Source organism: Pantoea sp. FN0307, from assembly GCF_050113815.1.
Lineage (GTDB): Bacteria > Pseudomonadota > Gammaproteobacteria > Enterobacterales > Enterobacteriaceae > Mixta > Mixta alhagi.
The window spans coordinates 56551-77425 of record NZ_JBNJSO010000009.1 but is presented as its reverse complement, the minus strand read 5'-3'; the positions used below and the strand labels follow the sequence as shown (position 1 = coordinate 77425).

Genomic DNA, 20875 nt, shown 5'->3' with positions numbered 1-20875 from the left:
TTGATGCTGCGGCTGGATAAACCGCTAATTTTCAGATGTGGTTAAACGTATAAGTACAGATAAATTTTTCAGAGGCAGACTGCTTTTCCATTTGTGGTTGCATTATCGCGTTCAGGCTGATGGCGATAATGCTGAATATCATACTGCTGGCACAGGTAAGCCTGTTCAATAACCACTGCCGCTCAGGCGGGCATATAGTAAGTTAAGTGGAATGCAACATTGAATGGGTAAACTTTAAGCAGCGATATTGCTGTCAGAGGTGAACGCTATGCTGATTCCACCGGATGAACGTGTTCTGTTACTGGCCGAGCGCTGGCTGAAACTGTTATCAGATCTGGGGCGGGCGCAGACCACACTTACCGCCTACCGCAGTGCCCTCCGCCATTATTTTGCGTTTTGCAGCCTGCATAATATTGAACCTGAAAAGGCCCAGTTTGAAGACCTGGCTGCTTACATCAGCCCTCAGCTACCCGGGATGCCTTTCCCCGTGGCAAGCGCCACGCTTCAGCTTCGCCTGTCTGCGATCCGTCTCTGGTATGACTTTCTGGTTTATCAGGATATATGCAGTCTCAATCCGCTACCCCGTGCGGGTTTACCTGGTACCATTTATACCGGGCGGGGGCTGGTCCCGCGTATCACCCGCTTACCCGTAATACCTGACAATGATCAATGGCTGAGATTTCTTAAACATGTTTCAGCTGCCTCCCTGCGTGACCGGCTGATGCTCGCGCTTGCTTATTTTGGTGCACTCCGCCGTGCAGAGGTGACAGCCCTGGCGCTTGAAGATATTGACCCCGCTCATCGCCTGATCCGTATCCGCCCGGAAACAACGAAAAGCAGGCGGGAAAGGGTTGTGTGTTATGGTCCGGACGTGGCGCCGGTACTGGCAAACCATTTTCGGCAGCTAAAGCAGGCTGACTGGATACAGGGTGCGTTGTTCCGTTCATTTTCTGATCGTAATTATGGCACCCCCCTTTCTGTGTGGAACTGGAGTAAAACCGTACGCAGATGGGCTCTGGATACCGGGCTTCAACACATTACAACACATACCTTCCGTCATCTTCGTCTGACTCATCTGGCACGGGCCGGCTGGAAGCTGCATGAGCTGGCGACTTATGCAGGACACAGGGATCCGCGCACCACACAGATTTATATCCATCTGTCAGGTTCCGATCTGGCTGGCCGGATAACCGCAGCCGTGGTCGAAAACGACAAAAAAGTAGCCGGGCTTATTTTTCAGACGGGGACATACTGATGAAGGAAAAGACAGCCAGCGTCTCCTATGTACCTTTTAAACGCACAGATTATCAGCTCAGTGATGCATTAAGTCCTGAGGAAAGGGAAGCAATAAGTACAGGCTATCGACGGTCAGCTGCTTTAGACCAGCCGGATTCCCTGCCGTCTTTACTGTTGCCCCTGCAGGATATTGCTTCGCGCAGCAATATTAGTGCCAGACTGGTCAGAATTATCATACTTGCCGTTCTGGCAGAAACGCACCGGGCAGGGCAACCCTGCTGGTTATGGACGCAGGAAAGATGGTTAACGCTCTGTCAGCAACACAGTTCCGGCAGGCCTTTGCTTGTCGCCTTTGCCTTTCATCTCGGCCCGTTTCCCTCTGCGCTCAGCCAGCCAGTGCATGGCGCACCGTCACTTTATGCGAGTGCCATCTATGGCCGGAGCTTTGTCAGCCATGAACTTAACCGGCTGAACGACGTTCTGATCTCACTGGGATATGTCGGGCAGAATCAGAAACACAACCTGTCGGGTATGCTGGGTGTTCTGATGCTGATGAACAATGATCCGCAACTTGAAACTTTTACGACAGACCTGCTGTGGCGGGGGCAGAACTGCCACGACCGGGGAATCGCAAGAGTTACAGGGAGAATATCCTATGCACTTGCTGCTATGGGGATTATAAAAAGCCCCCTGAGAATGCGTAATTATAAAGAATGGCATGAAAAGCCAACAGAAGGTATCGCGCCTGACTGGGCCCGGTGGTGCCGGAAGTGGCGGGAAACGTCGGTACTCCGCCCCCGCTCCAGAGAAAATCAGTACAGTTTCATTCTCCGCTGTGGCCTGTGGCTTGCCCGGGAAAAGCCAGAAATATGCGAGCCGTCTGACTGGACAATGGAAACCTGCGCCAGCTTTATTTCAATGGTTGGCAGACTGAAAGTGGACGGGCTGTCACTGGACACCCATAAAGGAGGCAGGCGATCAAGCCGCTCTGGAGAGCCTCTGATGCCCCATTCCCGCAGCCGGTTTGTTTATGCAGTACGTCGTTTTATGCTTGATTATGAAAGCTGGGGGTGGGGGAAATTAAAATTCAGTCCGGCCCGTCATCTTTCCACGCCTGACACACCGCTGTTTCGTCAGGGCGTGAACCCCCGTGTCATTGATGATCCGGTCTGGCTGAAACTGGTCTGGGCAAGCCTGAATCTGCGTAAGGAAGACCTGCTGAGCGAAATTCATTACCCCCTGTCTATGCTTCAGGCTATGGCGGTGATCTGGACACATGCCGGGCTGCGACAGAACGAACTTATGCGCCTGACAATGAACTGCGTTACTCCACAGGCGGATGACATTCTGCAGGAAAACGGCAGCGCTATCCCGGCGGGTACTCTGTGCTATCTCAGCGTGCCTGCCGGCAAAACGTCTAAAGCTTTTGTTAAGCCGGTCTCATCTGTTGTGAAAAAATATGTCGATATCTGGCTCAGTGAGCGTCCTCAGGAGCAGGCAGCACTTACGGATGAACGCACCGGTGAAAAAGTTCGTTATCTGTTTCAGAATCGGGGTAAACCGGTGGGAAGGAACATAATAAATCTCACTGTCATTCCGCTTCTCTGCGCCAGAGCGGGTATGCCTGTGGAAGATTCACGCGGTCCCATTACAAGTCACCGCGGCCGTGCTTCTGCCGTTACAGCACTGGCCGGTGTTCCTCAGGGCATGTCTTTATATGAGCTGATGCAGTGGGCCGGCCACTCGTCCCCACAGTCAACCATGCATTATATTCGTATACGTCCGACTCAGCTGGCTGCCTCGTTCGTAAAAGCAGACAGAGTGGCTCACATGATAAGCGTGCTGATTGACCACGATCCGGAAGCCGCCAGTCTGACCGGACCCGCGACGTACTATGATCTGGGTGACTCATACTGCACGAACCCTTTCTGGAGCAGCTGTCAGCACCGGATGGCCTGCATTGGTTGCGATTTTAACCTGCTCAAACAGAGCGCGCGCGGACTGGTACTGGAAAGCAAAGCCTCTGTCAGACGTTACCTTGAAGAAGTTCCGCTCACACCCGATGAAAGAGCCATCGTTGAACAGGACGCAGAGAAAATTGAACAGGCTCTTAAAAGGTTGCCCCTTAAACCCGAAGGGTAAAACGGACCGCTTCGTGCCAGAAGCGGACGTTGCTGGTACAGGCATCTAATAAATCCGCCCCAGTGACTTTTGAAGTCTCTTGCATTACGTATGAGTCAACGTCCGAATTTTAAAGTCTGTGAATTTCCATCTGCTCAAAGAAAAGTTCTGGTGCAGATATTTCCCGTCTTACAGCCGACTCCATAATTGAAAATATTCATTCGGGGACTTACAGGAGCCAGAGCTGAAGCAAAACGCTTCTGCCATCCCTTAGCCCTGAACGATTCACTTTTATAGCTCAGGTACGTCACGCTGAGTTAATTTTTTATCAGCATGCCAGTATGTTTCGTTGGATAAAATCGTCAATATCCTCTTTCGCCTGCTTTACTAAGCTTTCAGAGGGCAGGGTTAAGAGATGTTCACTATAACCAAACAGCATGGCATCCAGCTGCCGCGCTACGCGGTGCGCATCAACAATGCGAAACGTGTGCTCGTCCATGCCTGTCTGGATAATGTTTGCCAGCACCTCGTGCCACTCATCCAGAAAAGTTTGCATCAGACTCGCGTAGGTTTCGTCATGGGTGGAGAGTAACCATAAGGAACCATATAATTTACGGGTCGGGTCGGGGGTGTCGGAAATAATACCGTCAATAAATTCCTGCAATTTTTGTCTGGCGGATAAAGGCTTAATGATGGAACGAAATTCTTTGAGTTCGGCATTCATAAAGTTTGTTATTGCCGCAAGACTCAGAGACTGCCAGTCTTTGAAGTAATGGTAAATGTGGCTGCGGGACAGACCCAGATACTCTGTCACATCTCGCGTTTTAACCTTTTCAATACCCTTCTCTGTAAATAACTCAATAACAGCCTTAAGAATTTTTTCTTTCATTAGCTCAGATTTAGCGTTCATCTCTCACCTCTGTTGACTTTGAGCGCTGGCTCAAATACCATGCATCTTTATTGAGCATTTGCTCTATTTTAACAGAAGTACCACTGATGAACACTGAAAATATAAAGGCCATTTCTCCGACCAGAAGCGCCTCCGGCACGCTGAAATCACTGGCTAACCGCTACCGCAAAAAGCTGTTCTTTACCTTTTTACTGGTTGTTGCCGAAAACGTCACTTATCTGTTGTACCCGATCCTTGCTGGCGTCTCTATTAACGCCATCATGTCCGGACAGACATTAAACGCGATGCTTTATGGAGTAATGATCTTATTTATCTGGTGTCTGGGTGCAGCGCGCAGAAGCGTTGATACCCGCACTTTTGCCAGGATTTATGCGGCTCTGGCAGTATCCGTGGTCAAGACGCAACGTAAAAGTAACTTTAATCATTCAACCGTCGCCGCACGGGTAGTTTTGTCGAGAGAGTTTGTTGATTTCTTTGAACTGCACTTTCCTATGCTCATCACTTCGCTGTTCTCGATGATTGGTGCAGCGGTGATGTTGCTGATTATCGAATTCCGGGCGGGTATTGCCTGTCTGGTCATCCTGGCTTTACTGGCCTGTTTCCTGCCCGGTTTTGCCCGAAAAAATGAATTGCTCTATAACAAACTCAATAATCGTCTGGAAAAAGAGGTTGATTTTGTCAGCAGGGCGACAACCTTATCTTTGCAGCGACACTATTCCACTCTCGCCAGATTACGTATCCGCCTCTCCGATCGTGAAGCAATGGGGTATCTGTCAATCGGTGTGCTTGTCGCCATGTTATTTAGCCTGACCATTATCTGGATGACGCAGTCGACGGGGATCAATGCCGGGCATATCTATTCAGTCATGACCTATATGTGGATGTTTGCTACCAGTCTGGATCATGGCCCACAACTGCTGGAGAAATACTCCCAGCTCAATGATATCGGCCGCCGCGTCCATACAGAACAAATCTGATCATAACGTACACATCAAATCTTCCTGTTTAACTACCGGACATTCCGATGCCGCAATTCTTTATTGAAAGGCCTGTTTTTGCCTGGGTTATCGCCCTGTTTATCGTACTGGCAGGCGTAATTGCCATTCCACAGTTGCCTGTGGCGCAGTACCCCTCGGTGGCTCCCCCGAGCGTCAGCATTACGGTGACATATCCCGGCGCCACGCCAGAAACCATGAATGAGTCGGTCATCTCGCTGATCGAGAGAGAAATCTCTGGCGTCGACGACATACTCTACTTCGAGTCTTCAAGCGATACGTCAGGCACTGCCAGCATTACTGTTACCTTTAAACCCGGAACGGACATCAAGCTCGCTCAGGTTGATGTGCAGAACAAAATCAAGGTGGTTGAATCCCGGCTGCCGCAAACCGTACGCCAGAACGGTCTGAACGTGGAGGCGGCCAACTCTGGCTTTCTGATGATCGTCGGGTTACGCTCGCCCACGAGTCAGTACAGCGAACAGGACCTGAGCGACTATTTTGCGCGTAACGTTTCTGAGGAGCTGCGCCGCGTGCCGGGCGTCGGCAAAGTTCAGCTATTCGGCGCGGAGAAGGCGATGCGCATATGGCTGGATCCGGTCAAACTGTTTAACTATAAGCTCTCGGTCAGCGACGTCACCACCGCGCTGAACCAGCAGAACGCCCAGGTCTCGCCCGGCAGGATCGGCGATGAACCGGCGCAGCCCGAACAGTCTGTAACCTACCCGCTTAACGTGCGCGGGCAACTCAGTTCTGTGGAAGAGTTCCGCAACATTACGCTTAAAGCGCTGAGTAACGGCTCACGCGTCCGGCTGGCTGACGTGGCGCGCGTGGAACAGGGACTGCAAAGCTACGCGTTCGCTATTCGTGAAAACGGGCATGCGGCTACTGCTGCAGCGATCCAGCTGATGCCTGGTGCCAATGCCGTCAGCACTGCAGAGGGCGTGCGTTCACGGCTGAATGAACTCTCAACGGTGCTGCCGCAGGGCATGGCGTTCTCAGTGCCGTTTGATACCGCGCCGTTTGTGAAGCTGTCGATTGAGAAAGTAATACACACTTTTATTGAAGCCATGGTGTTGGTATTCCTGGTTATGTTGCTGTTTCTGCAAAATCTGCGCTACACCTTTATCCCGGCGATTGTCGCGCCGGTGGCGTTGCTCGGCACCTTTACCGTGATGTTGATGAGCGGGTTTTCCATTAATGTGCTGACCATGTTCGGCATGGTGCTGGCTATCGGCATCATTGTTGACGATGCGATTGTGGTGGTAGAGAGCGTTGAGCGCCTGATGGCAGAAAAAGGCCTCTCGCCAAAAGAGGCAACACGTGAGGCGATGCGCGAGATTACGCCGGCGATTATCGGCATTACGCTGGTGCTTACCGCCGTGTTTATCCCAATGGGATTCGCCACCGGCTCGGTTGGCGTCATCTTCCGGCAGTTCACGCTTTCGATGGCCGTTTCCATTCTGGTCTCGGCTTTCCTTGCGCTGACTATGACCCCCGCACTGTGTGCTTCGCTGCTGAAGCCGATTGCGCAGCACGGCGGGGAAAAGAAAGGCTTTGCAGGCGGGTTTAACCGCCGCTTTAGTGCCCTGACGGCCCGATATGAGCGGGGATTGCACGCCACGCTGCGCCGCAGCGGCCGCGTCATGCTGATTTATGCCGCGCTGTGTGCAGTGATTTTTGCAGCCTACTCGGCGCTTCCTTCATCCTTTATCCCTGACGATGATCAGGGCTACTTTATGACGTCGATCCAGCTGCCTTCAGATGCCACACAGGAAAGAACCCGTCATGTGGTCGATCGGCTTGAAAAAACGATCATGGAAAGGCCCGGCATTGCCAGTAATATCTCCATTTTTGGCTTTGGTTTTTCCGGCTCCGGTCCGAACACCGCGATGGCCTTTACCACGCTGAAAGACTGGGGCGAACGGCAAGGCGCGACCGCTGATGGTGAAGCAAAATTTGTCCAGACGAAAATGAATAACGATTCCGCCGCCACGGTAATGAGCCTGATGCCGCCCGCGATCTCCGATATGGGTACTTCATCGGGCTTTGACCTCTACCTCGAAGATCGTGCCGGTCGCGGTTATGCTGCATTGCTGCAGACGGCCTCAGAGCTGACGGAGAAGGCCAATAACAGTGGAATGGTCAGTGATGTTTACATTGAGGGTTTACCTGCGGGCGTAAATGCCAATCTTGAGGTGGACAGAGAAAAAGCGGAGGCGATGGGCATCAGCTTTGACGACATTAATCAGATGCTGTCCGTCGCGATTGGCTCAAACTACGTCAATGACTACGTAGATAACGGGCGTGTACAACAGGTTATTGTGCAGGCGGACTCCCCTTATCGTATGCAGCTGGAAGATTTACTCAAGCTCTATGTCAGGAATGCCTCCGGCGAGATGGTGCCGCTGTCGGCCTTTGTCACGACGTACTGGACCCAGTCGCCGCAGCAGCTCAGTCGTTATCAGGGTTATCCGGCCATTAAAATCACCGGCAGCACCGCCGCCGGTTACTCCAGCGGAGCAGCGATGGCTGAAATGGACAAACTTGCGGCTTCTCTTCCAGCAGGCTATTTCGCTGAGTGGACTGGCGCCTCGCTGCAGGAACGTAGCTCAGCGGCTCAGATGCCGCTGCTGATCGCCTTATCCGTTCTTGTTGTTTTCCTGGTGCTTGCCGCGCTGTATGAAAGCTGGTCAGTACCGCTGTCAGTGATACTTGTCGTTCCGCTGGGTATGGCTGGCGCTCTGCTGGCGGTATTTATCGCAGGTATGTCCAACGACGTTTTTTTCAAAGTCGGTATGATCACACTAATCGGGCTTTCAGCCAAAAACGCCATCCTGATTGTAGAGTTTGCGCGACAGCTTTATGCGCAGGGTGAACCGCTGCTTGAGGCAACGAAGCAAGCGGCCCGACTACGCCTGCGGCCAATTATCATGACGTCACTGGCTTTTACTCTTGGCGTGGTTCCACTGATGCTGGCGAACGGTGCCAGTAAGAGCACCCAGAATGCGATTGGCACGGGCGTGTTCGGCGGGATGCTCAGCGGCACGCTGCTGGCAATTTTTTTCGTGCCGGTGTTCTTTGTAATTATCACATCGGCTGTGCAAAAGCTTAGCGGCCTGCTAAAAAGGGTAAATAAAGCCTGATCGATCAGCCTCAGGGCAATCCTGAGGCTGATTGCAGGACTATTCATCGCAAATATTGCATAAACCCTGTTTTAGGCACGAAGGTCAGCTCTTCGCTCAGAGCAGCCATTCAAATGCGAAATAATCCTGTAGATTTTCCATTCCACATAAATGGCGATATGTCTGCGCGGATGATGGCTATCCTGGGAGAAATGGCACCCGGGCAGGAAATTTATTCGATCGATGAAAGCTTTCTCGATGTCAGTGGCATTGCAGCTTATATGCCTCTTGAAGCCTTTGGGCACCAGATTCGTGACCGGGTTAAGAAAAAGATCGGGCTGACTATTGGCGTAGGATTCGGCCCTTCCAAGACGCTGGCCAAACTGGCTAATTTTGCCGCCAAAAAATGGACCCTTACAAATGGCATAGTCGATCTCTCCAGCCCTGAACGGCAGCGCAAGCTACTGGCGCTGGTAAGCGTGGATGATGTCTGGGGATTGGTGGCAGGCTCAGTAAACGTCTGCATGCAATGGGTATCAGTACGGCGCTGCAGCTGGCTGACAGTAATATCAGCATGATCCGCAAAAGTTTTGACGTGATAGTGGAGCGTACCGTTCGCGAACTTAACGGCGAATCCTGTCTCGTACTGGAAGATGCGCCGCCGCCAAAGCAGCAAATTGTAGTGAGCCGCAGTTTTGGACAGCGTGTGACAGGCATTGATGAGTTGCAGCAGGCGGTGGTCACGTATGCCACCCGTGCAGCAGAAAAACTGCGTGAGCAGGGTTCTAAATGCCGGCACATTAGTGTGTCAGTCGCAACCGGCCGATACGGAAACGAGCCTCAGTATGCGAACGCGGCAGCAATGACCTGTGAATACCCTACCAGTGACACCCGGGATATTATCGGCTTTGCCCTGCAGGCTCTCGAAAGCATATGGCGAGACGGATACCGGTATGCAAAAGCGGGCGTTACTCTGGGGGATTTTTATCAGTCAGGTGTGGCGCAGCTCGATATGTTCAGTCAGCAGCTGCCGCGCGCAAACGCTGATGCACTGATGTCCGCTGTGGACCGGATCAACCGGTCCGGACTGGGTAAGGTCTGGTTTGCCGGACAGGGAACGGATAATGCCTGGCAGATGAAACGCGAGATGCTGTCACCCCGTTACACGACCCGGCTTACAGAAATACTGACAGTGAAATAACGCGTAAAGCTGTTATTTTATGCGACAGAGAGGATGCCTCATGACAGAACGTAGTGAACACAACATAGCTGCACGCTCAGCTGAAGAACGTGAACGGGTAAATATCGATCTCGCGGCTTCCGGCGTTGCGTACAAAGAACGCATGAATATGCCGGTGCTCGCTGCTGAAGTTGAGCGCCAGCAGCCGAAGCATAATCGGGAGTATTTTCGGGAGCATCTTACTTTCTACAGGGAACTGTCCAGACAGTACCCTTCAGGAAACGATGCGGTTTATGCAAAACCTGAGACTGATAAATAGCTGCATCATCCCTTTTCCGGATCAGAACGGCCAGTACCGACAGCTTATCGCTTGCTTCGGTGTCTAAACAGTTCCAGAAAGCTTTTGAAAACATACCGGAGCCTTCGGCGGAAATGCTGGAAAAAGCGCGTGAGTTACATGATATAGATGAGGCCAGACGCCTGCAGCACCGCGTGCAGGGCCTCGGTAATTCCTGATTGTGGCGCCTGCCTCTGACAAAATAGGCCGCTAATGCGGCCATTATTTTATTTGCTTACCGGAAACTTTACGGCGTAGGGGCGCAGTGTATCGTCAACGGCTGACACCAGCGCAGTCGCGACTTCGCTGAGTGTTGCCGTAGGACCGAGACGCGGATCGGTCACGGTATAGCAGTGTAGTGAGCAGATTTCTTCAATAAAGCAGAAGCCCATGCCCAGCGCGTTGTTCGGGTAAATGAAGGGAACGCCGTAGCCAGGATCGGGAGACAGCAGGTTACCGTTACAATAAGGCAGCGCAAACTGCCCGAAAACGTTTGTTGGAAGAGAACGGGTGTTTTCAGTGCGCAGCGTCATCAGAACGTGGCTGAATCCCGGATACGATCCTTCTGCCTGCAGAATCTGCACGCGAGAGTACACCCCTTCCGCCCCGGCCTCGCTGAGCGCATTGGCGGGTTGCAGACCCTGCGCGCTTCGCAGCTGGTTGATGTGCTGGTAATAATCTTGGCGCTGATACCACTGTCCCCAGAAGCGCGCAAATCCGGCCCAGAATGCTTCTATCGTCTGCTCATCGCGGCTCGCAATTTCGCTGAATAGGGCAAGGTGCATTGATACGCCGCCCGTAATCTGTGTGCCTCTAGGCAGGCACTGGCCGGCGCGCATGCGGATGAACTGTGCATTTCGCAGCAGGATGCGGGTCAGATCGTCCTCATTACTGATACTCAGCAGATCTCGGTATACGGCTTCAAATTGCGGGGCCAGCGGTACGGCTGACCATACCGGAGTCAAAGCGCCGTTTAAATACTGCACCACGTCCAAGTCGAGTGAATTAACCAGAGGGCTCTTCAGGCAGAAAACGTGAATGAGGCTGCTCATTGGCCCGTTGACCATCTCGCGCAGTAGCACTGACTGGTTTACCTTGCGGGCCTGTGAAACGTCTTTCAGCGCCTGGCTGACCGGGGCCGGGATCCCCTTGACAGAAAGCGAAACCGTTTCAGGTATGTCGGTTGAATCATTGTGCGTGGTTAAAGCCATCTTGATTACCTCAGTGGAATATATTTATTTTATCCGACATGGTCATTCAATTTGTCGTTGGTAATACAATATCTAAATCGTATTACAATTAGCAATGGGGCGGTATAATTACAGAAGGTATTTTTTTATTGGTAGTTTTCCTCGTCAGATCCGAAAAAGGGAAGTTCGGAAGTCATTGAAGATTGAGTGAGTTTACGACTATGCTCGCTTGCAATAAAAAACAGTTAAAAGGAACATTAGGGATGTATCTTGATGAACCGGTCAGTGAATGGCCTGCGCTCTAGGTTACGTGGAGTGAAGATCCAAATGAAAGAAATTTGGCTTTTGACGGGGATATTCCTGACTAGGCACATCCACCTGAGAAGCTACGTCTGGGGTATGCATTAACTAGTGAAATACATGCGCATCTTATCTATGTCAGCAAAATCCACTCTGTCGAGGAACTCAGGGAGGGGGCCGTTGATGATAAGATTGAAGCCGTAATCAATTGCTGGAAAGAGAGCAAAGCCCTGACTCCGCCTGCGTTACGCATAGTAAATGATGAGGGCGTCCAGAAAATCTACATTGCGGGGGGAATCACCGGTTTAATGTGGCGTACCTCTCCGGGCTAAAAACGATAGCTTTTCTTGCTTGTCCTGAGGATTCGGCGTGCCTGTCGGCGCTGATTCGGTCATTAGTATGGAAGCCTTAAGATTGAACTCCGGGCGAACTCCAGGCCTGTTGATGCCAGATGTTCGCCCGCCATAACCATCAGAAATGGCACTTAATCAGCTGGCCCCGGAGAGTAAGAGTCACGGATGGATTCGCTGCTCCCCGCGATAAGCTCCAGCTGATCCCCAGCCCGCGCCCTGAAGGTTTCCAGTAACTCTCCGGCCAGCACAATGAGCTCATCGTTCGGTATATACCCGCTGATTTTACTGTGATGCAGCGCCTCATCCCGCTCCAGATACACGTCGAGCGCTGTCAGCTTTTCACACAGGTCAGTCAGGGCGGCGGTGGAGTCCGATGCACCGACCCGGAGTTGCATGGCCCGAACGCTTTCGAAGTGTTTTCTGAAACGTTCAAACCACATGGTGAAAGTATAAAGCGGAATACCTTCCCCTTTGTCATTCAGCGCCAGCGCCTCTTTTGCGCACGCTATCGCTTCAGAGCTATCCCGGATAATCATCTGGTTCAGGGTGTGGTCGGACACGGCTCTACCACTTAATTTTTGCAGCTCGTTAATATAGCCTGCGGCCTCTTCAATAAAATTTCGGGTGATCTGCAGATGCTCGGGGGTCAGGACCGCCAGGCTGGCCAGATTACCGATCGCCAGGCGCAGGACCTCGGATAACCGGTTAATACCATCGAGGCTCACCGGGAAATGATTGTAGCCTCCGGCAGGTGAAGCTGTACGTTGTCCCGGCGCGGAGAGGATAAGATCTTCGTGGTTGCGGTAAAAGCTGTAAGCTTCCTCGATATCTTTCATGGCCATAGCGACAGCGTTATCAGGCAGGGACTGGCCCGGCTGCACCGACTGGGTGAAATGCTTCAGCCGTCCCCAGACAGTTTTAAACTTCTGCAGGGCTTCGGAAAAGACTTCCTGCGGATTGACCGCCGCCGGTTTATAGCGGATCTGGAACGGCAAACTGCCGGTTTCAGCGATATAGTCGGTGAGGGCAGAAAAATAACTGCTGAAGGTATAGCCGGCCGCCAGCAAAATAGGCTCAGCCTTTTCTTTAGATTCATCTTTGACGCGTGTATTCAACTGTGCCATGTTGCTTATCCGTTATCATGTAGTCATATTTGCATTGTATAGCATTGTGATATACGTGTATACCAATGATTATAGGTTTTGATTTGATTTACATAAAGCGAATCAGGTTAAATTTCTCGTTTTGTTCTCCATCTTTCATCAGGATCCGAAAACCGGCAGATCCGGAAAAAGGCATTCAAGGGCTGGCTGCTCACTGCTCGCCAGCCTGTACGTGATTACAGGCTAGGGGCCGCTTAATGCCAGAAGGGAAGTTACATAACTACAATGTACAAGAGCACTAACGTTATTTGGTGTGATGATACCGGTGTAACCTGCCGCCTATGCAACAGGCTTCAATGGAGAAATATACAATCCATCATGCTTCTAATTATCTTTTATCTCTCTAGAAGCAGGGATATGTCAGTTTTGTCGTTACATCAGCAGAGGGTTCCAATCAAAAAAACCGCCTTACGGCGGTTCAGGTGCAATATTGGAAATATGCTTTCAGGACGGGCACTATCTGTTAATACCGTCTAATTCAGACGCATATGATAACTAGACGTTTCATTTCAAATATTACTTTTTTACTGCAAGTTTATGAGCAAGCCAGTCTTTTCTAAATCACCGATTCTTTGTGCATCAGCAATCAATTGCTTTTTGTCAGAATTGAATAAAACTACCCTTCCATAGGAGGTAACCAGATCGACCGTTTTTTGCAGATAATCACCGGTTCTGTATTTGCAGACAGTAAAACCATAACTTTTCAGGGATGAGCACTGCAACTCAATGTTCACCGCTTTAAGGGTCCCCGAATCAGCCGAACTGAGAAAATACTCTATTGCATAACGTTTCAGCACTGGGCACGCATCGGTTTTATCAGCAAACTCTTGCGGAGATATGCGGGCCATCAGGCTCAGGTCAATAAGCGAGTGAGAATTACACTCCTCAACCAGGCGGGGACCTAAGCCTCCATGCATACGGGCTCCAGATTCGACCAGGACGGGGCCAGTTGCGGACATAATAATCTCATTATGGGAAGCTCCATTACGGATACCCAGTGAGGTCAGAACCGACTTGATATAGCTGATAAGAGTCGGATGTTCTTCAAGCGATTCAGTGATCATCTGGCGGTAAATGGGCACACCATTGACTTCCTGCTTCACGTACTTGAAAATATTCACTACAAAATGCTCACCGTTGCTGCTGACAGCATCAACAACATATTCTGTTCCTTCAATCTTCTGTTCGATCAAAATCTCCGTATTTCTGCATCCGGAATAATCAAGCGTGTCAATCAATGTGCTAAAAGCACGTCCCACCTCTGATACATTTTTGCAGAAAAATACGCCTTCAGTGCCAAAAGAACTGACTGGTTTTATTACATACTCCTTAAAGGGATTATCTGCACACCATCTTAATATTTCCCCCAAATTCCCCGATTTGTAATGCGGGATATAGTTTATCCCATCCAGCATCAGCTGACGCTGCATTAGATGTTTATCGCGCCGAGCCTGGCTGAGTTCAATTAGGTTTGGCAGAAGTTGCCACTGGTCACAGAGTTGGTCAAAGATCAGCACACCAGGCTCGGAACCACAGACGATGAAGTCAGGCGCCTGACCGAGAGCTGACTCAATCTGATGGACTGTTTCATGATGAGACTGATACTCGAAAACCATCGAATAATCTTTTTGTTGAAAAGTTGCCATGACGGCAGGAGGGAGGTTTACGTTGGTTATTAGTGCTATGACATCATAACCATAAAGTGACTTTACCCGGTTTGCAAAGACAGCGCCGCTAGAAAAGGGATCGACGATCAGAACGCATTTATTTTTTTCCATTATTTTACTCCGGATTTCTAAATCAGATTATGTCGATGACAGCGTCTTTGTCAGGAAACGAGCAGCATGCCAGATGAATATTTTCTGCCTTGTCTTTTGCTGACAGACAAAAATCAGGCTCACTTCGAACACTGCCGCTGTCCAGCCTGAATTTACAACTTCCGCAAATACCTGATCGGCACATATTCCTGACTGAAACATTGTGATGTAGCAGGTTGTCGAGAATAGTTCTTCCGTTGTCTGCGGTAATCTCTCGGTTCAGTTTCCTTATCGTTATGCGACTTTCATGTATCTTCGTCGCTGCCGCACTGTTCATCGCTGCTACCTGCCCGGAACTGAACGCCTCCACGGCAACGGTAGCCTGAGGAAATCGCACCCGAACAGCCGAAACCACAGCCTCTGCGAACCCTACGCTTCCACAAACAATAGCGGCTTCAGGAGTGCCATTTATATCTGCTGTAGCCAGATCTGCTCTGCCCTGCCTGATAATCTTGCTGTCTTTCTCAAGATTCGCGCGCGTCACGTTAATGCGCAGTGAGAACCAGTCACATCGCATGTGAAGATCAAGCAATTCATTCAGGCATGGGACCGAACCGAGATCTGGGCAGCTCAGCATCAGCAGCACACTTTTATCGGGAGCGCTGTATCCGTAATATTTGAAACATTCGCGTATCAGAGCAAGAGGGAGCGTTATTCCAATGCCCCCTGCCACGAGAAGTACATTACTTTTGTCACGAATAGCTTTAAAAGTTATTTCCCCTCCACGCCCATTAATTTCAATTTCTTTTTTTTCTGCTAGCAGTTTTGAAATTATAGCCGATGCACTCCCCTCGCCTTTGTTTTCAATAATGAATTCATAGGATTTTCCCGGCTCAGCAGATACTAACGTATAGCATCTCTGAAATGACGTGTCATTTTCATCTTTGAAATTAAAGCTAAAATACTCCCCCGGCGAGACATGTTCATTAACTGAATCAGTATTGCAAGCAGGTCGCAGGCGGAACAATTTCATCCTTGCTGTTAACAAAGATAAATCTTCGCAGACAAGTTTCATCTTGTACGGTCCCCTTAAAGGCCAATTCTTGAAATAACTGCCTCGGCTGAGTCGAGATAAATACTTATTTCGTTGCAGCTTTCCGTTTCTGAAATTATTTCTCTTGCATAGGGCATGCCTGCGATTTTAAAAGCGTTTTCCCAGGCACCCATCTCGTTATCAGCAAAAAGGTCCGCTGTTTTAAGCATGGTATCCCTGAGATATTTGCGCTCACTTAAACTCAGATCGCGCACTATGTCGTAAGCGACGTAACTGAAAACACTTGAATGGCTCCACTCATCCTCAGCATGAATCCGGGTTACTTCATGACATATCTTCTGAATACTACTGTCCTCAGCCATTACTTTCAGATAATCCGTTATCAGGGTTTCACTGGCACAGGCGATTGCAAATCTTGTAAGCCGCCGCTGCCATTCAGCGCTGCAGCCCGCCAGCATCTGTCGACGCCAGTCGATAAGATTAAAGTTAGTATAGTTAAGCGGTTCAAGCCTGCGCCGATCATAAATATAGTTACATGCCATTACTGACATTCGCGTATGCAGTGCCTCGTCCAGGAGAGCTTCTGACATAACGTCCTGAAGTTCAGCTCGGTTGGGCGAGTTAACCGGCGGACACTTGATTATGTCTTCGCAGGCCGGTGTGACGATGTCGCATTCAATGTAAATTGTTTTTAGATTGTATATTCCCCAGGCATAGGACAGGCAACGACCCTTCACATCCTCAGGTGCTTCTTTCCAGGCATCATGCTGCCTGAACGGCAGCAACGACTCACTGAAATCTTTCTTATTGACATCGAATTCAAGCTCAGAATATTGAGGGTGCGTTTTATTTACTGCCGCCCGGTTCTTCCAGAGCGCAGAAAGTTTTTTCAGCATGAGCGCGACATTTTCACTGTCGGGTATTACATATTCAGCGGACATAAATTACTCCTTTAACTTTTGACTGCCACATTATTGTTCGTTTTTAACACGGATAAAGCTCATGAAAACGGCCCCCGCAAGAGCAAGCCCTGCAGAGATGATCAAGGTTTTTTCCCAATGCCCACCATCAAGTAAGTCCCCATAAATAACGGCCGAAAGTGCACTCCCGAGATAAAATGAGAGCTGTCTGATACTGGTTGATAAGAGAGACCGTTCTTTGGAAAAGCCGGTAATAGCCAGTGTATCCAGAAGTGGCATCAGGCAGTAGTTGAGAAGAAGTCTCATGAAATAAAGAGCGATAAAAATTGCTGCAGGAATATGTAATGACTGGAAAAATAAACATGCTGCAGTTAGCAGGCCGGCTATGATCACAGTAGGTTTCAGGGAGAATCGCTTTACAAGCAGTGGAGCGAATAATGCTCCGACAATGCTGACAACTTTATCCCCCCCCATAATCAGTGAGATCTCACTGACATTCATGGTATAGGCAAGGTTAAATACAATATTAATGAAGCGAAAAATAAGCGTTATTGATGCACCAAGAAGAGACGCGGCAATAAACAGAATAATAAAATTACCCCATTCCATGTTCTTTGCACCGCTAAGTCGGCGATCATCGCTCCCCGGCTCAGTAATTCCCCGGATGGATTTGACGCGAAAATAAATCATTAGCAGGGCGGAGAAAAATGAGGCAACGAGAATAGCCTGATAATTTCTTAATGGTACAGCATGTGAAAAGTGTGTAATGACGCTGACTGCGATTGAGCCTGCCATTGCCGCTCCCAGATAGGAGACAAAGAAACAGCTGAACAACGTCGTCCTGTTCCTGGCATCGATATTTGATCCCATAAGAGAGTTGCCCAGCGACAGCTGTGCGATCATTCCGGAAAGAATCAACCCCAGCGTAACGGCACTTCCCCATACCGTTGCAAGCACCGGCAGAAGAATAAATGGCAACGCGTAGATAAATGCAAAAATCAACAGCAGCTTCTTCTGAGACATCCGTCTGCTGGCAAAAATCAGCGGAATTACCGCTGCTGCCATCATTGTCATAGCTACAGCATAGATGTGTCCCGTTGCCGTTTTATCGACGCCACGTGCCTCCAGGTAGAAGTTATAAACAGCATCAAACATGCCATTGCTGAGTCCCATCAGGAAAGTAGCGAGCAAAAAACTGTGGGCTGCTGAACCAAATTTCTTTATTTCCCTAAACATCTTTAGCCTTTTCCTTTAACACTCAGTAATGCGAGACCCGTGAAGTTCTCAATCAGACGCTCACCCTCCGGCCATTCACCATACCCTGCGGCCGTATGAAGATGGCCCGCTCCGCTGAACAGGTGGGTTTTACATCCCCACTGCGTAGCCAGTGCGTGTGCGCGCGCTTCGCTAAGATGCTCGTCATTGTCGCTGTGAATGAGCAGAGCGTTATATCCCAGCGTTCCTGAGGGTAACGGGCGCTGTTGTCTGATAGGAACTATCGCTGTCTCAGCGTCTACATCTGCCGGTGCTACAAGGATCAGAGATTTAACCCTGCTGCATGAATGCGTAGCAGCCCACTGGGCTACGGCTACTGCACCGCAGCTGTGACCAAGGAGTACTATGTCCCCCTGAGTGCCGACAACTACCTGATTAAGTCTGTCAACCCACAGAGAAGAAGGTGTATTCCAGTCATCCTGCTGAACACGCATGACGTTGCTGTACTTCCTTTCCATAAAAGACTGCCAGTGATCCGGGCCTGAATTTGTATATCCCGGAACAATTAGATATGTGGTCGTCATTGGCTTCTCGCGTCAGTAAGTTTTTCGGGGGCAATTCTGATCCCGAATCTTGTGGAAAGCAGCTGTGCCATTTCCTCTCTGTCAGTTATTTCCTTTGATGAGGTGCTTAATCCATTTACCTCGGTAAAAGTATTGTTTCGTATGCTTATCCTGCCGTTCTCTGTTGGAAGGCTTGCAACCCTGTTTGTGTTAAGCAGACTTTCCGATGAAAAGAGAGTGTAGAAATAAGCCATGTTGATATCGGCGGGGTAAGTAGCAACATCATGAAACGAATAAATGTTTTCCCAGACCGCATCATTTTTGCTGTTTTCTTTAACCGAGACTACCCAGCCAAGCTCAGGATGACTGCTAACTCTGGAGGACAAAAAAGGATGCTCATGTATGTAACCGTCAGTAAGTAACAGAGGAGCTCGTGGGCCTTTCGCACCAAAACCAACATCAAAAATCCACGGTTCTTGGTCTACAGTCACAATAAATAACTGGTGCGTTGCAGGCGTCATGAAGGGTATCAGAACCCTTGCCAGACGTGTCTGATACATAAAACCGATATGATCAAACATTTCTTTTAGCAATACGGAAAATTCGAAGCAGATCCCTCCCCTATTGTTAAATATTATTTTATCGACAATCACGTCGCGTGCTAAGTCTCCAGACGCGTTATCTCGCATACTGAAGTTTTCAAACGGTACTGAAAAGAAGTGGGCTCTGTGTAAAGCCGAAAGGAAAGAACTATCCCGCCTTGGCTTTTCCAGTAAATTCAGTCGTTTTAGATAACCGAATATGTCCTTCATGCTGCTCTCCTCGAAGCCACTAACAGAGTGGGTCTGCGCCACCCCTACATTTCGGGAGTAGATAGTAAGAGCAAAATGTGACAAGACAACATAATTATTATCGTAAAATATCAGAATTTCTTAATTATAACGCTATGATTCCGAAAAGAGGTGTTAAACCAGTAACCTTTAATGACTAAGTAGATGTAAAATATGGATTTAATAGAAATGAATATATATATTTCTAAAGGTTATAAACAGAATCCGCATTGCATTGTTTCATAATGAGTCACCTTCTTAGGTGTGTTGCGCATTTGTTATGCATACTTTGTTTTTGTATTTAAAAAACTTAGCACGCTTGTCTAACACAGTCAGGGTAGTGATGATTTCCGTTTCAAATCAACAGATGGGCGGAAGGTAAAACTGAAAGGAGGTCGAAAATGTGGAGGTCATTCACAGAAGCTAACGCTAACGCGCCTTCGGCTTGTTCAACTGCTTAAAGCTCTACAAAAAATTAGTGGATCCTTTAGCAGTTACCAAAAGTTAAACTCCTTAATTCTGGTCATATCTGGAAGCGTGCAGAGATAATCATCCACCTAGTTCGAAAGCCTGGCGGCCAGCTCCACTACACCCGGAGCTGCTTAAAGAAGACACCGGCTTCATTCTGTGATTTTGACTATACGCTGTATATAAAGGGCTCATCGACAGGCGCTCCCCTTTCGTACCTGCATCTCTTGCTTTACGAAAACTCCTGCGTCCAGCGATTTTTTATAAGGTCTACGAAGTACGAGAAAGATTTGCTGCTGACATGACAAATCATACGTGTATGCAGTTTTTGTAACTTAAATACGGTTTTCCTGCATCTGCGCTTATTTAATGCTACTGCATGATTTACCTTCCTACAGACTTTTTTTATGCATCATCCACTGCATCAAGCATATTCTTGTTTGTTAAATCCTGAGGATCCGGAAAAAGGGAACCGGATCTGCCGATCGTCGCCCTCCGCCGCCCGGCCCCAAACACTATATATAGTGGCATCGTCAGCTGGTCATGCCGCGACATGTTGGGTTTTCAGGCAAGATCCATAACCGGTCCTGCGCGCCGGAAAAGGCCGCTTTGCTTATTTTCCCGCCGTGGTAAAGTTCCGGAAACTGTGAAATAACGGGAAAGTCGGATCAGCCGGATACGGCCATCCGGTAATTTAACTGAGTGATTATAAGTCTACTTATTATCACTTTAAAAATGATGACAGCAGGGGAAAATCATCCGGATGACAGATGCCCGGGTTGTGCTCAGACAGATCTGCTGCATATCATAATTACTCTCAGTGACTATTTATTGGGAAAGGATTTGGTTTATGGCCGGATTAATGGAAGGAAAGCAAGCTGTTGATATGATCAGCATGTACAGAGCGCTGTAGGAACTCGGTCACAGGCGTGTCTGGTTGCGAGAATTCGGCGAAGGCGTTCGAGTGATGCTTACCTTTGAAGACCGGATCATTGCGGGCTACGATCGCAGCCTGCGCACCTGGTGCTTTCGAAAAGAAGCTAACTGGGTGGATGGCTACCCTGACGGCGATCCACCTAGTGGTCAGGGGTTAACAGAACTCACGGAAGATAGTGAGCAACTTTTCTATCTGACGTTGCAGGATGACTGATATTGCGG

The 20875-nt window shown here is 49.3% G+C and carries 15 protein-coding genes and 1 pseudogene; 7 read left to right on the top strand and 9 right to left on the bottom strand.

Annotated features, from left to right (window positions below; genetic code table 11):
• Positions 1 to 268: 268 nt before the first annotated feature.
• Together ACQE3Z_RS19365 and ACQE3Z_RS19360 are read left to right on the top strand one after the other, a co-directional pair.
• The gene (locus tag ACQE3Z_RS19365; RefSeq protein ID WP_426975034.1) at positions 269 to 1255 is read left to right on the top strand and encodes a tyrosine-type recombinase/integrase; all 987 of its coding nucleotides are present in this window, start codon (positions 269 to 271) and stop codon (positions 1253 to 1255) included.
• The gene (locus tag ACQE3Z_RS19360; protein ID WP_426975033.1) at positions 1255 to 3378 is read left to right on the top strand and encodes a tyrosine-type recombinase/integrase; all 2124 of its coding nucleotides are present in this window, start codon (positions 1255 to 1257) and stop codon (positions 3376 to 3378) included. The genes ACQE3Z_RS19365 and ACQE3Z_RS19360 overlap by 1 nt, the downstream gene beginning before the upstream one ends.
• A 307-nt stretch (positions 3379 to 3685) precedes the next feature.
• Here ACQE3Z_RS19360 and ACQE3Z_RS19355 read toward each other — a convergent pair whose 3' ends face one another.
• Positions 3686 to 4267, bottom strand: a complete 582-nt coding sequence (locus ACQE3Z_RS19355; RefSeq protein ID WP_426975032.1) for a TetR/AcrR family transcriptional regulator — start codon at positions 4265 to 4267, stop codon at positions 3686 to 3688.
• 86 nt (positions 4268 to 4353) lie between these two features.
• Here ACQE3Z_RS19355 and ACQE3Z_RS19350 point away from each other — a divergent pair, with 86 nt between their 5' ends.
• The 4 genes and pseudogenes from ACQE3Z_RS19350 to ACQE3Z_RS19335 all read left to right on the top strand — a co-directional run bounded on the left by ACQE3Z_RS19350 (position 4354) and on the right by ACQE3Z_RS19335 (position 9886).
• Entirely contained in the window at positions 4354 to 5244 is an 891-nt protein-coding gene (locus ACQE3Z_RS19350) for an ABC transporter six-transmembrane domain-containing protein (RefSeq protein WP_426975031.1), read from the top strand.
• A gap of 47 nt (positions 5245 to 5291) precedes the next feature.
• The gene (locus tag ACQE3Z_RS19345) at positions 5292 to 8408 is read left to right on the top strand and encodes a multidrug efflux RND transporter permease subunit (RefSeq protein ID WP_426975030.1); all 3117 of its coding nucleotides are present in this window, start codon (positions 5292 to 5294) and stop codon (positions 8406 to 8408) included.
• A gap of 152 nt (positions 8409 to 8560) precedes the next feature.
• Positions 8561 to 9588, top strand: a pseudogene (gene umuC, locus ACQE3Z_RS19340) (translesion error-prone DNA polymerase V subunit UmuC); the annotation flags it as partial.
• Between the two features lie 40 nt (positions 9589 to 9628).
• Complete coding sequence (locus ACQE3Z_RS19335) at positions 9629 to 9886, top strand: DNA polymerase III subunit theta (RefSeq protein WP_426975029.1); 258 nt, start codon at positions 9629 to 9631, stop codon at positions 9884 to 9886.
• Between the two features lie 245 nt (positions 9887 to 10131).
• Here ACQE3Z_RS19335 and ACQE3Z_RS19330 read toward each other — a convergent pair whose 3' ends face one another.
• The 8 genes from ACQE3Z_RS19330 to ACQE3Z_RS19295 form a co-directional block, all read right to left on the bottom strand.
• Entirely contained in the window at positions 10132 to 11115 is a 984-nt protein-coding gene (locus ACQE3Z_RS19330; RefSeq protein WP_426975028.1) for a hypothetical protein, read from the bottom strand.
• Positions 11116 to 11878: 763 nt separating this feature from the next.
• Positions 11879 to 12871: a type II toxin-antitoxin system RelB/DinJ family antitoxin gene (locus ACQE3Z_RS19325; RefSeq protein ID WP_426975027.1), complete on the bottom strand. Its 993-nt coding sequence runs from the start codon at positions 12869 to 12871 to the stop codon at positions 11879 to 11881.
• A 563-nt stretch (positions 12872 to 13434) separates the two neighbouring features.
• A complete protein-coding gene (locus tag ACQE3Z_RS19320) occupies positions 13435 to 14688 on the bottom strand; it encodes an ATP-grasp domain-containing protein (RefSeq protein ID WP_426975026.1) in 1254 nt (417 codons plus the stop codon).
• A gap of 22 nt (positions 14689 to 14710) precedes the next feature.
• Complete coding sequence (locus ACQE3Z_RS19315) at positions 14711 to 15742, bottom strand: 2Fe-2S iron-sulfur cluster-binding protein (RefSeq protein WP_426975025.1); 1032 nt, start codon at positions 15740 to 15742, stop codon at positions 14711 to 14713.
• A gap of 14 nt (positions 15743 to 15756) precedes the next feature.
• Positions 15757 to 16662: a diiron oxygenase gene (locus ACQE3Z_RS19310; RefSeq protein ID WP_426975024.1), complete on the bottom strand. Its 906-nt coding sequence runs from the start codon at positions 16660 to 16662 to the stop codon at positions 15757 to 15759.
• A 30-nt stretch (positions 16663 to 16692) separates the two neighbouring features.
• Complete coding sequence (locus ACQE3Z_RS19305) at positions 16693 to 17877, bottom strand: MFS transporter (protein ID WP_426975023.1); 1185 nt, start codon at positions 17875 to 17877, stop codon at positions 16693 to 16695.
• Between the two features lie 2 nt (positions 17878 to 17879).
• Positions 17880 to 18440, bottom strand: a complete 561-nt coding sequence (locus ACQE3Z_RS19300; RefSeq protein WP_426975022.1) for an RBBP9/YdeN family alpha/beta hydrolase — start codon at positions 18438 to 18440, stop codon at positions 17880 to 17882.
• Complete coding sequence (locus ACQE3Z_RS19295; protein ID WP_426975021.1) at positions 18437 to 19231, bottom strand: arylamine N-acetyltransferase family protein; 795 nt, start codon at positions 19229 to 19231, stop codon at positions 18437 to 18439. Before ACQE3Z_RS19295 ends, ACQE3Z_RS19300 begins: the two co-directional genes overlap by 4 nt.
• A gap of 1453 nt (positions 19232 to 20684) precedes the next feature.
• On the opposite strand from ACQE3Z_RS19295, the gene ACQE3Z_RS19290 reads away from it, so the two are divergent.
• Positions 20685 to 20867: a hypothetical protein gene (locus tag ACQE3Z_RS19290; RefSeq protein ID WP_426975020.1), complete on the top strand. Its 183-nt coding sequence runs from the start codon at positions 20685 to 20687 to the stop codon at positions 20865 to 20867.
• Positions 20868 to 20875 lie beyond the last annotated feature (8 nt).

What these genes read in the sequence shown, in the direction of transcription:
- ACQE3Z_RS19360 (WP_426975033.1), top strand. Translation starts at nt 1,255, where the DNA reads ATGAAGGAAAAGACAGCCAGCGTCTCCTATGTACCTTTTAAACGCACA.
- ACQE3Z_RS19355 (WP_426975032.1), bottom strand. Translation starts at nt 4,267, where the DNA reads ATGAACGCTAAATCTGAGCTAATGAAAGAAAAAATTCTTAAGGCTGTT.
- ACQE3Z_RS19365 (WP_426975034.1), top strand. Translation starts at nt 269, where the DNA reads ATGCTGATTCCACCGGATGAACGTGTTCTGTTACTGGCCGAGCGCTGG.
- ACQE3Z_RS19345 (WP_426975030.1), top strand. Translation starts at nt 5,292, where the DNA reads ATGCCGCAATTCTTTATTGAAAGGCCTGTTTTTGCCTGGGTTATCGCC.
- ACQE3Z_RS19310 (WP_426975024.1), bottom strand. Translation starts at nt 16,662, where the DNA reads ATGTCCGCTGAATATGTAATACCCGACAGTGAAAATGTCGCGCTCATG.
- ACQE3Z_RS19335 (WP_426975029.1), top strand. Translation starts at nt 9,629, where the DNA reads ATGACAGAACGTAGTGAACACAACATAGCTGCACGCTCAGCTGAAGAA.
- ACQE3Z_RS19315 (WP_426975025.1), bottom strand. Translation starts at nt 15,742, where the DNA reads ATGAAACTTGTCTGCGAAGATTTATCTTTGTTAACAGCAAGGATGAAA.
- ACQE3Z_RS19290 (WP_426975020.1), top strand. Translation starts at nt 20,685, where the DNA reads ATGCTTACCTTTGAAGACCGGATCATTGCGGGCTACGATCGCAGCCTG.
- ACQE3Z_RS19330 (WP_426975028.1), bottom strand. Translation starts at nt 11,115, where the DNA reads ATGGCTTTAACCACGCACAATGATTCAACCGACATACCTGAAACGGTT.
- ACQE3Z_RS19300 (WP_426975022.1), bottom strand. Translation starts at nt 18,440, where the DNA reads ATGACGACCACATATCTAATTGTTCCGGGATATACAAATTCAGGCCCG.
- ACQE3Z_RS19325 (WP_426975027.1), bottom strand. Translation starts at nt 12,871, where the DNA reads ATGGCACAGTTGAATACACGCGTCAAAGATGAATCTAAAGAAAAGGCT.
- ACQE3Z_RS19305 (WP_426975023.1), bottom strand. Translation starts at nt 17,877, where the DNA reads ATGTTTAGGGAAATAAAGAAATTTGGTTCAGCAGCCCACAGTTTTTTG.
- ACQE3Z_RS19295 (WP_426975021.1), bottom strand. Translation starts at nt 19,231, where the DNA reads ATGAAGGACATATTCGGTTATCTAAAACGACTGAATTTACTGGAAAAG.
- ACQE3Z_RS19320 (WP_426975026.1), bottom strand. Translation starts at nt 14,688, where the DNA reads ATGGAAAAAAATAAATGCGTTCTGATCGTCGATCCCTTTTCTAGCGGC.
- ACQE3Z_RS19350 (WP_426975031.1), top strand. Translation starts at nt 4,354, where the DNA reads ATGAACACTGAAAATATAAAGGCCATTTCTCCGACCAGAAGCGCCTCC.